Annotated in this window: 12 protein-coding genes; 11 read left to right on the forward strand and 1 reads right to left on the reverse strand. The window is 69.3% G+C overall.

Features of this window, described 5'->3' with window-relative positions:
* The first annotated feature begins 4 nt into the window (after positions 1 to 4).
* From KXC42_RS10775 to KXC42_RS10820, 10 genes are all read left to right on the forward strand, one after another.
* On the forward strand, positions 5 to 496 hold the full coding sequence (locus KXC42_RS10775; protein ID WP_033096600.1) for a hypothetical protein: 492 nt from the start codon (positions 5 to 7) through the stop codon (positions 494 to 496).
* A 117-nt stretch (positions 497 to 613) separates the two neighbouring features.
* Positions 614 to 1,798, forward strand: a complete 1,185-nt coding sequence (gene carA / locus KXC42_RS10780) for a glutamine-hydrolyzing carbamoyl-phosphate synthase small subunit (RefSeq protein ID WP_033096601.1) — start codon at positions 614 to 616, stop codon at positions 1,796 to 1,798.
* Complete coding sequence (gene carB, locus KXC42_RS10785) at positions 1,798 to 5,142, forward strand: carbamoyl-phosphate synthase large subunit (RefSeq protein ID WP_219130314.1); 3,345 nt, start codon at positions 1,798 to 1,800, stop codon at positions 5,140 to 5,142. Before carA ends, carB begins: the two co-directional genes overlap by 1 nt.
* The gene (pyrF, locus tag KXC42_RS10790) at positions 5,139 to 5,981 is read left to right on the forward strand and encodes an orotidine-5'-phosphate decarboxylase (RefSeq protein ID WP_033096603.1); all 843 of its coding nucleotides are present in this window, start codon (positions 5,139 to 5,141) and stop codon (positions 5,979 to 5,981) included. Before carB ends, pyrF begins: the two co-directional genes overlap by 4 nt.
* Before the next feature lie 429 nt (positions 5,982 to 6,410).
* Positions 6,411 to 6,731: an integration host factor, actinobacterial type gene (mihF, locus tag KXC42_RS10795; protein ID WP_006551450.1), complete on the forward strand. Its 321-nt coding sequence runs from the start codon at positions 6,411 to 6,413 to the stop codon at positions 6,729 to 6,731.
* 64 nt (positions 6,732 to 6,795) lie between these two features.
* On the forward strand, positions 6,796 to 7,347 hold the full coding sequence (gene gmk / locus KXC42_RS10800) for a guanylate kinase (protein ID WP_033096604.1): 552 nt from the start codon (positions 6,796 to 6,798) through the stop codon (positions 7,345 to 7,347).
* Between the two features lie 76 nt (positions 7,348 to 7,423).
* Positions 7,424 to 7,726 (forward strand): DNA-directed RNA polymerase subunit omega, encoded by a 303-nt coding sequence (rpoZ, locus tag KXC42_RS10805; protein WP_006551452.1) that lies wholly within the window; start codon positions 7,424 to 7,426, stop codon positions 7,724 to 7,726.
* Positions 7,723 to 9,006, forward strand: coding sequence for a bifunctional phosphopantothenoylcysteine decarboxylase/phosphopantothenate--cysteine ligase CoaBC (coaBC, locus tag KXC42_RS10810; RefSeq protein ID WP_033096605.1), 1,284 nt, complete (start codon positions 7,723 to 7,725; stop codon positions 9,004 to 9,006). Before rpoZ ends, coaBC begins: the two co-directional genes overlap by 4 nt.
* Before the next feature lie 134 nt (positions 9,007 to 9,140).
* Positions 9,141 to 10,355, forward strand: coding sequence for a methionine adenosyltransferase (gene metK, locus KXC42_RS10815; protein ID WP_016691682.1), 1,215 nt, complete (start codon positions 9,141 to 9,143; stop codon positions 10,353 to 10,355).
* 17 nt (positions 10,356 to 10,372) lie between these two features.
* Positions 10,373 to 12,391, forward strand: a complete 2,019-nt coding sequence (locus tag KXC42_RS10820; RefSeq protein ID WP_033096606.1) for a primosomal protein N' — start codon at positions 10,373 to 10,375, stop codon at positions 12,389 to 12,391.
* 37 nt (positions 12,392 to 12,428) lie between these two features.
* Here the strand turns inward: KXC42_RS10820 and KXC42_RS10825 are convergent, their stop codons facing one another.
* Positions 12,429 to 12,935, reverse strand: a complete 507-nt coding sequence (locus KXC42_RS10825; RefSeq protein WP_257606109.1) for a hemerythrin domain-containing protein — start codon at positions 12,933 to 12,935, stop codon at positions 12,429 to 12,431.
* Between the two features lie 384 nt (positions 12,936 to 13,319).
* On the opposite strand from KXC42_RS10825, the gene KXC42_RS10830 reads away from it, so the two are divergent.
* On the forward strand, positions 13,320 to 14,351 hold the full coding sequence (locus KXC42_RS10830) for a triacylglycerol lipase (RefSeq protein ID WP_006551456.1): 1,032 nt from the start codon (positions 13,320 to 13,322) through the stop codon (positions 14,349 to 14,351).
* Positions 14,352 to 14,518: the final 167 nt, after the last annotated feature.

A 14,518-nucleotide genomic window follows, 5' to 3' on the forward strand; every position in this document is an offset into this window, starting at 1 on the left:
CGACATGGATCGCTTCTTCATCACCGTCGGTTTCCTCGCGCTCTGGGTCGTGCTCGTGCTGCTGATGTGGAAGGGCTGGAAGGCACGTGCCCGACGTCAGCAGGACGCGGTCGGCGAACTGCCGACCGTGCCGGCTGAGCTGGGGGAGCGGCTCGTCGAACCGACCACCGGTCTGTACGTCGGCAGCACGCTCGCGCCGAGCTGGCAGGACCGCATCGCGGTCGGCGATCTCGGCCACCGCGCCAACGCGGAACTGACCCGATACCGATCCGGTGCCCTGCTCGAACGCGACGGTGCGTCCCCGATCTGGATCCCGCAGGACTCGATCCGCGCGATCCGCACCGAACGCGGTCTGGCGGGCAAGGTCATGTCCAAGGACGGGGTGCTGGTCATCCGCTGGCAGCTGCCCTCGGGCACGGAGGTCGACACCGGCTTCCGCGGTGACGACAAGTCGATCTACCCGCTCTGGACGAACGGGTCGGACGAAAAATCTTGAGACGGTGACGATCACAACGACGATGACGATCACGACGAACAACACGACGATCACGACACGCGAGATCTCAGCCCGTGCGGCCGGCTCTGGTGCGGTCGATAAGAACGGAGACAACGCATGAGCGGCAGAACATTCGGCGGCGGCACGGCTGTGCTGGTCCTCGAGGACGGACGGGTCTTCCGCGGCATCCCCTTCGGTGCGGTCGGACAGACCCTCGGCGAGGCCGTCTTCAGCACGGGCATGACCGGCTACCAGGAGACCCTCACCGACCCCAGCTACCACCGGCAGATCGTGGTGGCCACGGCCCCGCAGATCGGCAACACCGGCTGGAACCACGAGGACAACGAGTCCGTCGGCCCCACCGGCGACCACACCGAGTCCAAGATCTGGGTGGCCGGCTTCATCGTCCGCGACCCCTCGCGTCGCGTGTCGAGCTGGCGCGCCACCGGCTCGCTGCAGGACGAACTCGAGCGGCAGAACATCGTGGGTCTCGCGGGTATCGACACCCGCGCACTCGTGCGGCACCTGCGCACCCGCGGTTCGATGCGCGCCGGCATCTTCTCCGGCGACGCCCTCGCCTGGAAGGGTGACGACCTCGACATCGACGTCCTGCTCGACCGGGTGAAGAGCCAGCCCTCGATGCTCGGCGCCGACCTCGCCGGCGAGGTGAGCACCACCTCCGGTTACGTCGTCGAACCGACCGACGGGGACGCCCGCTTCACCGTCGCGGCCATCGACCTCGGCATCAAGACCAACACCCCGCGCATGTTCGCCCAGCGCGGCATCCGGGTGCACGTGCTGCCGTCCACCGCGACGCTGCACGACATCCTCGACCTGAAGGCCGACGGCGTCTTCCTGTCCAACGGCCCGGGCGACCCGGCGACCGCCGACGGCGCGGTGCACCTGACCAAGGAGGTGCTCGGCCAGGGACTGCCCCTGTTCGGCATCTGCTTCGGCAACCAGATCCTCGGCCGCGCGCTCGGCCTGGGCACCTACAAGATGAAGTTCGGTCACCGCGGCATCAACATCCCGGTGGTCGAGCACGAGACCGGTCGCATCGCGATCACCGCGCAGAACCACGGGTTCGCGCTCGAAGGCGAGGCCGGCCAGGAGTTCGACACCCCGTTCGGTCGCGCAGTCGTCAGCCACACCTGCGCCAACGACGGTGCGGTCGAGGGCGTCAAGCTCCTCGACGGCCGTGCCTTCTCCGTGCAGTACCACCCCGAAGCGGCGGCCGGACCGCACGACGCCGCCTACCTGTTCGATCGTTTCACCCGCATGCTCGAGGGAGAGAAGAACTGATGCCACGCCGTACCGACCTCTCCCACGTCCTGGTCATCGGGTCCGGCCCGATCGTCATCGGACAGGCCTGCGAGTTCGACTACTCGGGCACCCAGGCGTGCCGGGTGCTCCGCGAGGAGGGCCTGCGCGTCTCCCTCGTGAACTCGAACCCGGCCACGATCATGACCGACCCCGAGTTCGCCGATGCGACCTACATCGAGCCGATCACCGCCGACTACGTCGAGAAGGTCATCGCGACCGAGCAGGCCAACGGCACCCCGATCGACGCGGTGCTCGCGACCCTCGGCGGCCAGACCGCCCTCAACACCGCCGTCGCGCTGTCCGAGCGCGGCATCCTCGACAAGTACGGCGTCGAACTCATCGGCGCCGACTTCGACGCGATCCAGCGCGGCGAGGACCGGCAGAAGTTCAAGGACATCGTCGCCAAGTGCGGTGGCGAATCCGCTCGCTCGACCGTCTGCTACACGATGGACGAGGTCCGTGCGACCGTCGCCGAACTCGGCTTCCCCGTCGTGGTGCGACCGTCCTTCACGATGGGTGGCCTCGGCTCCGGCATGGCCTACGACGACGCCGACCTCGAGCGCATCGCCGGCGGTGGTCTCGCGGCCTCGCCCACCGCGAACGTGCTCATCGAGGAATCCATCCTCGGCTGGAAGGAATACGAGCTCGAACTCATGCGCGACGGTGCCGACAACGTCGTCATCGTCTGCTCGATCGAGAACGTCGACCCGGTCGGTGTGCACACCGGCGACTCGGTGACCGTCGCCCCCGCGATGACGCTCACCGACCGCGAGTACCAGAAGATGCGCGACCTCTCGATCGCCATCCTGCGCGAGGTCGGTGTCGACACCGGCGGCTGCAACATCCAGTTCGCGATGGATCCGCGCGACGGCCGGCTCGTCGTCATCGAGATGAACCCGCGCGTGTCGCGGTCGTCGGCGCTCGCGTCGAAGGCCACCGGCTACCCGATCGCGAAGATGGCCGCCAAGCTCGCCATCGGCTACACGCTCGACGAGATCGTCAACGACATCACCAAGGAAACGCCGGCCTGCTTCGAACCGAGCCTCGACTACGTCGTGGTCAAGGCCCCGCGGTTCGCGTTCGAGAAGTTCCCCGGTGCCGACGGCACTCTCACCACCACCATGAAGTCGGTCGGTGAGGCCATGTCGATCGGCCGCAACTTCACCGAGGCCTTCGGCAAGGTGCTGCGCTCGCTCGAGACGAAGTCCGCGGGCTTCTGGACGGGCCCCGAGATCGAGGGCACCCTCGAGGAGATCCTCGAAGAGATCCGCACTCCCACGGACGGCCGGTTCTACCGGATCGCCCGGGCGCTCGAGCTCGGTGCGACCGTCGAGCAGCTCTTCGACGCCACGAAGATCGACCCGTGGTTCCTCGAGCAGTTCGCGTACATCGTCGAGCTGGGCGAGGACGTCCGCACGGCCGAGCAGTTCGGTGCCACCGAGCTGCGCTATGCGAAGCACCACGGTTTCTCCGACCGGCAGATCGCGGCGCTGCGCCCGGCACAGTTCGCCTCCGAGGACGATGTCCGTGCCCTCCGTCAGGAGCTGGGCGTCCACCCGGTCTACAAGACCGTGGACACCTGCGCGGCCGAGTTCGAGGCGAAGACGCCGTACCACTACTCGACCTACGAGCTCGACCCCGCGGCCGAGACCGAGGTCGTCGAGCAGCGCGACAAGCCCAAGGTGCTCATCCTCGGTTCCGGCCCGAACCGCATCGGCCAGGGCATCGAGTTCGACTACTCGTGCGTCCACGCCGCGCTGACGCTGTCGGAGGCCGGTTACGAGACCGTGATGGTCAACTGCAACCCCGAGACGGTCTCGACCGACTACGACACCGCCGATCGCCTGTACTTCGAGCCGCTGACCTTCGAGGACGTCCTCGAGGTCTACCGCGCCGAGTGCGAGTCCGGCACCGTCGCCGGCGTCATCGTCCAGCTGGGCGGCCAGACCCCGCTCGGCCTGGCGCGTCGACTGAAGGCCGCCGGGGTGCCGATCGTCGGTACCTCGCCCGAGGCCATCGACCTCGCGGAGGACCGCGGCGAGTTCGGTCGCGTGCTCGACGAGGCCGACCTGCCGGCCGCGAAGTACGGCACGGCCACCACCTTCGAGGGTGCGCGCGAGATCGCCGCCGGCATCGGATACCCGGTGCTGGTGCGCCCGTCCTACGTGCTCGGTGGTCGCGGCATGGAGATCGTCTACGACGAGAAGGCGCTCGAGACCTACATCTCCAACGCCACCGAGATCTCCGACGACCGCCCCGTGCTCGTCGACCGCTTCCTCGACGACGCCGTCGAGATCGATGTCGACGCGCTGTGCGACGGCACCGACGTGTACATCGGCGGAATCATGGAGCACATCGAGGAGGCCGGCATCCACTCCGGCGACTCGGCCTGTGCGCTGCCGCCGATCACTCTGGGCCGCGCCGACATCGAGAACGTCCGCCGCTCGACGGCCGCGCTCGCGAAGGGCATCGGCGTCAAGGGCCTGCTCAACGTCCAGTACGCGCTCAAGGACGACATCCTCTACGTCCTCGAGGCGAACCCCCGGGCCTCCCGCACGGTGCCGTTCGTCTCCAAGGCCACCGCGGTGCAGCTCGCCAAGGCCTGCGCCCGGGTGATGCTCGGCGAGTCCATCGCCGAGCTGCGTGCCGCGGGCATCCTCCCGGCCGAGGGCGACGGCAGCGACATCCCGCTCGACGCACCGGTCGCGGTGAAGGAAGCGGTGCTGCCGTTCAACCGGTTCCGGCGTGCCGACGGCACGGGCATCGACACCCTGCTCAGCCCGGAGATGAAGTCCACCGGTGAGGTCATGGGCCTCGACGACGACTTCGGAACCGCGTTCGCGAAGAGCCAGACCGCCGCCTACGGCTCCCTGCCGACCTCGGGCACGGTCTTCGTCTCGCTCGCGAACAAGGACAAGCGGTCGATGATCTTCCCGGTCAAGCACCTCGCCGACCTGGGCTTCCACATCATGGCTACCGTGGGAACGGCAGAAGTGCTGCGCCGCAACGGTGTTCCCTGCGAGCAGGTCCACAAGGTCTCCGGCGAGGACAAGCCGGAAGGCGCACTCGACGTCGTCGACCGCATCCGCGCCGGAGACGTGGACATGGTCATCAACACCCCCTGGGGCAACGCCGGTCCGCGTGTGGACGGCTACGAGATCCGCAGTGCGGCGGTCGCCGCGAACATCCCGTGCGTCACCACGGTGCAGGGTGCCTCCGCGGCCGTGCAGGGTATCGAGGCGGCACTGCGCGGTGAGATCGGAGTCAGCTCGATCCAGCGGATGCACGCGCGGTTGCGCGGCGTACCCGCCGAACAGGCGTGACACCCTTCGGGCAGCGACTCGCGGACGCTCTCGGGCGCCGCGGGCCGCTGTGCGTGGGCATCGACCCGCACCCGGGGCTCCTCACTGCGTGGGGGCTCGGCGACGACGTCGACGGCCTGGCCCGGTTCAGTGAACTGTGCGTCGAGGCCTTCGGCGACACCGTCGCGGTCGTCAAGCCGCAGGTGGCGTTCTTCGAGGCCTACGGCTCCGCCGGTCTCGCGGTGCTCGAACGCACCATCGCCGACCTGGGGGATGCGGGGGTGCTCGTCCTCGCGGACGCCAAGCGCGGCGACATCGGCTCCACGATGGACGCCTATGCGCGCACCTGGCTGTCGGACGGCTCGCCGCTGTGCTCGGACGCGGTGACCGTCTCCCCGTACCTGGGGTTCGGTTCGCTCGCCCCGGCGCTCGATCTGGCCGCCGGAACGGGCCGCGGGGTGTTCGTGCTCGCGGCGACCTCCAATCCCGAAGGTGCCCAGTTCCAACGCGCGCGGCTCGACGACGGGCGCACCGTCGCGCAGGCCGTGGTGGACGAGTGCGCTGCTCGCAACAGCGCTGCCCCCACGGACGGGGCCGCAGGGCTCGGCTCCGTGGGTGTGGTGGTCGGTGCGACCCTTACCGAAGCGCCGGACCTGTCCGACCTTCACGGGCCCATCCTGATGCCCGGAGTGGGGGCCCAGGGCGGCACCGCCGACGACGTGCGACGACTCGCAGGCGACCACCTGCGCGCGGTCGTGCCCAACGTCTCACGCGACGTGCTGCGGGCCGGCCCGTCCGTCGCCGACCTGCGGGCCGCCGTCACCCGCACGCTGGACGGCTTCGCCTTCCTGACGGACTGAGACGTTCGACTCTCGTGCCCGGATCGCCACGCGCGGTCCGGGCACGAGTCGTACATACCGCTCGTATGCACTCTGACCTGCGCTCGGAGTGGCGCGACACGCGGAATGGGAAAAAAATTTCTCGGCCCGCCGAGGCGCCGGAACAGTGGGCCGGTGAGTAGGGGAGCCGCCCGACCCGATGCGTCCCCCTCCGTCGCAGCAGATTACCGGTGACCTGGGGTTTTTCTCTGTTGGGGCAGTTCGTGGCGATGCCTGGACGCCGATCGGGGGGTGTGGGATCCACTGCGGGAACGGCGTGCACTACCGCACGGATTTTCGAGCGGATCGCCGGGGGGTGGGTTCGCATTCGTCGGTGGTCGTGAGTACGGTCGCTATCGCCGCTGGTTACAGCGGTGAAGACTCGAAAGCCAACGATGAGACGGAGGAACCGTGGCCCTTCCCCAGCTGACCGATGAGCAGCGCGCCGCTGCTCTGGAGAAGGCGGCTGCTGCCCGTCGTGCCCGGGCTGAGCTCAAGGAGCGCCTCAAGCGCGGCGGCACCGACCTCAAGCAGGTGCTCAAGGACGCCGAGAACGACGAGATCCTCGGCAAGATGAAGGTGTCGGCGCTGCTCGAGGCCCTGCCGAAGGTCGGCAAGGTCAAGGCGCAGGAAATCATGACCGAGCTGGAGATCGCCCCGACCCGCCGTCTGCGCGGCCTCGGCGACCGTCAGCGCAAGGCCCTGCTCGCCAGGTTCGATTTCGACGCCTGAGCACGTGGTAGCTGACGCACGACCCGTGACGGACAGCGCACCCGCAACGCGGAGGGGCCGGCTGGTGGTACTGGCCGGACCCTCCGCGGTGGGTAAGTCGACCGTCGTACGCCTTCTGCGGAGCCGGATCCCGGATCTGCACTTCAGTGTCTCGGCCACCACCCGGGACCCGCGACCGGGTGAGGTGGACGGGGTGGACTACCACTTCGTCGGCCGCGCCGAGTTCGACCGGATGATCGAAGCCGGTGAACTGCTCGAATGGGCCGACATCCATGGCGGCCTGCAGCGATCGGGTACTCCGGCCAAACCGGTGCTCGACGCACTCGCCGAGGGGCATCCGGTGCTCGTGGAGGTCGACCTCGCGGGAGCGCGGGCCGTCCGTGCAGCGATGCAGGACGCAGTCCTCGTGTTTCTCGCCCCGCCCAGTTGGGAGGTGCTCGTCGAGCGCCTCACCGGCCGAGGCACCGAAACCGACGAGGTCGTCGCTCGCAGGCTCGATACCGCCCGCAGCGAACTGGCCGCGCAGGACGAGTTCGACGTCGTGATCATCAACGACGATGTCGACCGGGCTTGCGATGAATTGGTATCCTTGTTGGTTGGACCCGGAGCCGACTGATCCGTCCGCGCCTCGAGCGCGTCCGGCTGCCGGTTCCGGCGCCCTCCCATCCCGCGACATCTCAGGAGAACACCGAGTGAGCAGCATCCAGGCAGCCGCGACCGACCTCGAGGGCAACACCCTTCCGGTCTACGACACCCCCACGGGTATCACCAACCCGCCTATCGACGAGCTGCTCGAGCGCGCCTCCTCGAAGTACGCGCTGGTGATCTACGCCGCCAAGCGGGCACGCCAGATCAACGACTACTACAACCAACTCGGCGACGGCATCCTCGAGTACGTCGGCCCCCTCGTGGAGCCGGGTCTGCAGGAGAAGCCGCTGTCGATCGCCCTGCGCGAGATCCACTCGGATCTGCTCGAGCACACCGAAGGCGAGTGAGCAACCCCGCTTCGAGCGGCGAGGCCGGATCCGTGCAGCGCCGCCGCATCGTCGTCGGTGTCGCCGGTGGCATCGCCGCCTACAAGTCCTGCGCACTGATCCGGGCCTTCACCGAGAGCGGACACCACGTGCGGGTCGTCCCGACGGAGTCCGCCCTCGAATTCGTCGGGCGCGCCACCTTCGAGGCGCTCTCCGGCAATCCCGTGCAGACCGGTGTGTTCGCCGAGGTGCCGCAGGTGCAGCACGTCCGGCTCGGCCAGGAGGCCGACCTCGTCGTCGTCGCTCCGGCCACCGCCGACCTCATGGCGCGGGCGGTCGCGGGTCGCGCCGACGACCTCCTCACGGCCACCCTGCTCACCGCGCGGTGCCCCGTGATGTTCGTGCCCGCGATGCACACCGAGATGTGGGAGCATCCCGCGACCGTCGACAACGTCGCGACGCTGCGTCGCCGCGGTGCCGTGGTCGTCGAACCGGCCTCGGGTCGGCTGACGGGCAAGGACACCGGTGCCGGGCGCATGCCCGAACCCGACGAGATCTTCAATCTGGCCTCGCTGCTGCTCGAGCGGGCCGACGCGCTGCCCCGCGACCTCGCCGGTCGCCGCATCGTCGTGTCCGCCGGCGGTACCCGTGAGCCCCTCGACCCGGTGCGCTTCCTCGGGAACCGGTCGTCCGGCAAGCAGGGCTACGCGCTCGCCCGTCTCGCCGCTCAGCGCGGCGCCGACGTCACGCTCGTCGCCGGCAGCGTCTCGGGTCTCGACGACCCGGCCGCGGTCGACGTCGTGCGCGTCCAGACGGCCGCTCAGATGCAGGACGCCGTCGCCAAGCACGCCTCGGGTGCCGACGCGGTCATCATGTCCGCGGCCGTCGCCGATTTCCGGCCCTTCACCTTCGCGACCAGCAAGATCAAGAAAGGCGAGGGCGAACCCGATTCCATCGCGCTGACGAAGAACGACGACATCCTCGCCGGTCTCGTCCGGGCGCGTGCCGAAGGCGGTCTGTCCGTCGAGACGGTCATCGTCGGGTTCGCAGCGGAGACCGGCGACGAACACGGAGACGTGCTCACCTACGCCCGCGAGAAGCTCGCCCGCAAGGGATGCGATCTCCTCGTCGTCAATGCCGTCGGCGAAGGTAAGGCCTTCGAGGTCGACGACAACAACGGCTGGTTGCTGTCCGCGGACGGTTCGGAAACCGCCCTCGCCCACGGGTCGAAGGCCCTCATGGCCAGCCGCGTGCTCGACGCGCTGGGACCTCTGCTGGCGGAACGCAGCAGAATCGGGTGATTTCAATACTCGCGCCGACGCCTGCGGAGCAGTAGCGTCGGCACTGCGATCGGGTCCTGCCGACCCGATCGGGGAGCGCATGCTCCATACGGTTTGTCCGTCCAGCGCCTGGCGCACAGTCGAGAGGGAGTTTCGTGAGCAAGACCGGCGGTCGTCTTTTCACCAGTGAGTCCGTGACCGAAGGGCATCCGGACAAGATCTGTGACGCGATCAGCGACTCGGTTCTCGACGCGCTCCTCACCGAGGATCCTCGTGCCCGGGTAGCGGTGGAAACCCTCGTCACCACGGGCCAGGTGCACGTGGTCGGTGAGGTCACCACCTCGGCATACGCCGACATCCCCAAGATCGTTCGCGATCGGGTGCTCGAGATCGGCTACGACTCGTCGTCGAAGGGCTTCGACGGCAACTCCTGCGGTGTCAACATCGCGATCGGCGCGCAGTCGCCCGAGATCGCCGGCGGCGTCGACGTCTCGCACGAGGCGCGCAGCGGTGTGCTCACCGACGACGAGGTCGCCCGCCAGGGCGCCGGCGACCAAGGCCTGATGTTCGGCTACGCCTGCTCCGATACGCCCGAACTCATGCCGCTGCCGATCTCCCTCGCACATCGCCTGTCGCGCCGGCTCACCGAGGTCCGCAAGTCGGGGGTTCTGCCGTACCTGCGTCCCGACGGCAAGACCCAGGTCACCATCGAGTACGACGGCGACAAGCCCGTCCGGCTCGACACGATCGTCATCTCGACGCAGCACGCCGCCGACATCGATCTGAACAACCTGCTCACGCCGGATCTGCGCACCCACGTCGTCGACGCGGTACTCGCCGACCCGAACCTGGCCGATCTCGACACGGCCGATGTGCGTCTGCTGGTCAACCCGTCCGGATCGTTCGTCCTCGGCGGCCCGATGGGCGACGCCGGCCTCACCGGCCGCAAGATCATCGTCGACACCTACGGCGGCATGGCCCGCCACGGTGGTGGCGCGTTCTCCGGCAAGGATCCGTCGAAGGTCGACCGTTCGGCCGCCTACGCGATGCGCTGGGTCGCCAAGACCGCCGTCGCCGCCGGTCTCGCCGACCGCATCGAGGTGCAGGTCGCCTACGCGATCGGCAAGGCTGCTCCGGTGGGTCTGTTCGTCGAGACCTTCGGCACCGAGAAGACCGACCCGGCCCGCATCCAGCAGGCCATCGGCGAGGTCTTCGACCTGCGCCCGGGCGCGATCATCCGTGACCTCGACCTGCTGCGCCCGATCTACGCGCAGACCGCTGCGTACGGCCACTTCGGCCGTACCGACATCGACCTGCCGTGGGAGAACACCGACCGCGCCGACAAGCTGCGCGCGGCCGCCGGTCTGTAGATTCCGATCGGGCCCGGGTGGCTGCTGATTTCGACGCCGCCGAGGTCGATCCGGTTGCGCGGGTTCTCCCGCTGCTACCGGTTCCGCACCTCGACCGGGAGTTCGACTACCTGATCCCGCGCGACCTGGACGCGGACGCCCGCCCGGGCGTCCGCGTCCGCGTCCGCTTCGCCGGACGTCTCGTCGACGGTTTCCTGCTCGCACGCGCCGCGACGAGCGATCACACCGGCAAGCTCGGCCGACTCGACCGCGTCGTCTCGTCCGAGCAGGTCCTCACGCCCGAGATCGCTGCTCTGGCAGAGGAAGTCGCGACCCGCTATGCCGGGACCCGGGCCGACGTGCTGCGTCTGGCGGTACCTCCGCGACACGCACGTGTCGAAGCCGAGGCGTCGCGCCCACCGGAACCTCCGCCTGTTCCGGAGATCGATCCTGCCGCGTGGGGCCGGTACCGGCACGGCGAGAACTTCCTCGAAGCGCTCGGCGGCGGCCGCGCCCCGCGCGCGTCCTGGCAGGCGCTGCCCGGTGAGGATTGGCCCCGACGGCTCGCCGAACTCGCCGCACTGACCCTCGCCTCGGGGAAGGCGGCCGTGCTCGTCGTTCCCGACCAGCGTGACCTCGACCGTCTCGTGAAGGCGTGTGCAGACGTCGCCGGGGCCGATCACGTCGTCGGCCTCGCCGCCGGCCTCGGACCGGCCGAACGGTATCGACGCTGGCTTGCGGCGCTGCGCGGATCCGCGCGCATCGTCGTCGGGACCCGGGCCGCCGTCTTCGCCCCGACCCCCGATCTCGGGCTCCTCGTGGTGTGGGACGACGGCGACGACCTGCACTGCGAACCACGGTCCCCGTATCCGCACGCCCGCGAAGTGGCTGCTCTGCGCGCCCACGCGGTCGGTGCCGCCATCGTGATCGCCGGGCACGCCCGCACCGCGGAGACCCAGGCGCTCGTCGAGGCCGGCTGGGCACACGATCTCGTGGCACCCCGCGACGTCGTACGGGCGTGCGCGCCGAAGGTCACGGCCCTCGCCGACAGCGACCACGCACTCGCACGGGATCCGGCCGCGCGTGCCGCGCGACTGCCTGCCATCGCGTTCGCCGCCGCCCGATCCGCTCTCGCGGTCGACCGCCCGGTGCTCGTGCAGGTACCGCGGCGCGGATACGTGCCCGCGCTCGCGTGCGGAAAGTGCCGGGCACCCGCCCGCTGCCGGCACTGCAACGGCCCGCTCGCACTGCCCACGGCGGCCGGTCCCGACGGTGCCGCGATCCCGGCATGCCGCTGGTGCGGTGTCGCCGATGCGCGTCACCGCTGCCACGCGTGCGGCGCGCGCTCGTTGCGGGCCGTGGTGGTCGGGGCGGCCCGCACCGCCGAAGAACTGGGCCGCGCCTTTCCGGGCGTGCCGGTCGTGACCTCCGGCGGCAACGACGTCAAGCACACCGTGCCCGGTTCGGCGTCGCTCGTCGTCTCCACCGTGGGCGCCGAACCCGTCGCCGAGGGCGGTTACGGGGCGGCGCTGCTCCTGGACGGGTGGGCCCTGCTCGGCCGTGCCGATCTGCGCGCCACCGAGGAGACGATGCGCCGCTGGCTCACCGCATCGGCGCTCGTACGGTCGTTCGCCGACGGGGGACAGGTCGTGGTCGTCGCCGATTCCGGGATCCCCACCGTGCAGGCGCTCGTGCGTTGGGATCCCGTGGGACACGCCCAGTCCGAGGTCTCCGAACGAGCCGAGGTCGGTTTCCCGCCCGCGGTCCACATGGCCGCGATCGACGGGTCGTCCGCGGCGGTCGCCGAACTGCTCGAGGCCACACACCTGCCCGATGGAGCCGAGGTGCTCGGGCCCGTGCCGCTCCCGCCGGGGCAACGACTGCCGTTCGGATCCGAAGGACCCGAACCGGAGGACGTGCACCGGATGATCGTGCGGGTCGCACGCGAGCGCGGTCGCGCACTCGGTCGCGCCCTGCGCGACGCCCAGGCCACCCGCACGGCGCGTCGCGCGGACGGTCCGCTGCGGGTTCAGGTGGATCCGCCGCGTATCGGCTGACCCGGCCGCGGAGGGGGCGCGGATCTCCGCTGCCGGCCTAGGCCGATTTCGGAATCGGTTGCGACGGAATGGGTGCGGCGTCCGTACCCTTCCACAGCGCCGCGAAGTCGTGGCGATGTCGAATGTCCAGGATGCGCAGCAGGACGAAACGCGGTACGGGCGGCACGAGGTGCACGACGTGATCGCGCGAGGAGTCGTCGAGACCGTCGATGAGCCAGTTCCCTTCCTTGCCGAGCTGCTGCATCCCCTTCGGCTCGATACTGAACTCCTGGTCCCACGCGCGCCACTGCGCGTCGGTGATGCTGGTCGGGACCAGTGTCATCATCTCCCGCTCCTCACGTTCGAGATGGGGGAGCAGAACCTCGGACAAGCGGGACAGTGCTGCACCGAGTGCTTCGCCGGAGCCGGGGTGGTCGGCGCGGGGATCGCGTGCCGCCTCCTCGACTGGGGCGATCGCAGGCTCGATGGTGCGGTGGTCGGCGTTCATCCTCTCCACGAGCGGTGCCGCGTCGGGATTGCACTGCACCACGGGGATAGAGCCCACGGTCCTCGGACCAGTGGTGATGGTGAAGGAAATCCATCATCCACAACACGTGGTGGGCGAGAGCCACTCGGTGGGTCTGCTGCCATGTCTTCGTCGAGGTGGCGACCTCATGCGGAGGAGGTCGCGGCGGAGGGCGGAGTGCGCGATTCCCATGATTCGGGTATCGGCGGATCCGTCGGGATCGGTGGAGTGTCCGTCGACGGAGGCTGTTCCCAGTGTCGATCCGGCATGGACCGAGAGCAAGACCCGCCGGCTGCTGCCGTACATACGGACGACAGCGACACGCGTTGCCGGGGATATTATTTGTCACAGTAACGGAGCCGGTGATTGTGACCGATCTACTTCCGTAGGTGCCGGGGAGGCGCAGGAGGAGAGGGCGGACGAATGGGTGCCGGGCGGAGTGTCGGTGGTGTCGTCGGAGCGTGTGTCGTCGCGATGCTGACTGTGGGTGCAGCGGCACTGACTGTGGGCGCAGCGGCGGCGCAGCCGCTCCCGTCCGACGACGGACCGATCCTCGGTCTCGGGGAAGGGTCGTACAGCAGCGTGCCCGTCCCGGCGGGACCGGTGGCCACCGGGCACGCCGAAGCGGCCGAATACGCCGAGAACAACCCCGATGTCGCCCCCGCCGGTAGCAACGACTTCGCGTGCGTGCCGTCCGAGGAGCGCCCTCATCCGGTGGTGCTCGCGCACGGCACCGATTCCAACGCCTACTCCGACTTCGCTGCTCTCTCGCCGCTGCTCGCCGCGTCAGGCTGGTGCGTATTCGCCCTGAACTACGGGTTCGCCGACGGTGCCGAGGATTACGGCACGGGCGACATCCGCGTCTCCGCAGCACAGTTCGGTGAGTTCGTCACCGAGGTCCTCGACGCGACCGGTGCGGAGGAGGTCGACGTCGTCGGCTACTCACAGGGAGCCACGGTGGCCCGCTATTACATCAACGAACTCGGGGGTGGCGAGGTCGTCGACCGGTGGGTGGGGATCGCGTCGCCGAGCTACGGAGGCACCTTCTACGGCATCGGGGCCGCCGTCGCCGCGCTGCCCGGAGCGACCGACATCGTCGAGGGCGAGTTCTCCGTCGCCCTCGTGCAGCAGCTTCAGGGGTCGGAACTGCTCACCGAACTCAACACACCCACCGACACCGTGCCCGGCGTGCGCTACACGACCATCGGTAGCGAGGTCGACGAGGTCATCCAGCCCGCCGGCAATGTCGCACTCCATGGTGAGGGCGCCGTCAATCACGTGATCCAGGAGCTGTGCCCGCAAGATCTGACCGGCCACTTCAACATGGTCTACGACCCCTTCTCGCTGCAGCTCGCGCGGCACGCGCTCGACCCCGACCGGTACGCGATCGGGGAGTGCACCACCGTCGCGCTCGGCACCGGTATCCCCGAACTGATCCTCCAGTCCAACACCTGAGCGCGGGCGCTCGGGCTCCGACGCCTGAGCTCCATGCTCTCCGGTGCCGGCCTCCTTGAGGTGACCGCCCGGCGCGGTGATGCAGGTCGCACGACGTCGACTCCCTAGACTGTGAGAGGTCATCGCCGTCGAAAACTGGAGCAGCATCCGTGACATCCCCGCACAGT

Source organism: Rhodococcus sp. LW-XY12 (assembly GCF_019317345.1).
GTDB classification, from domain to species: Bacteria; Actinomycetota; Actinomycetes; order Mycobacteriales; family Mycobacteriaceae; genus Rhodococcus; species Rhodococcus pyridinivorans.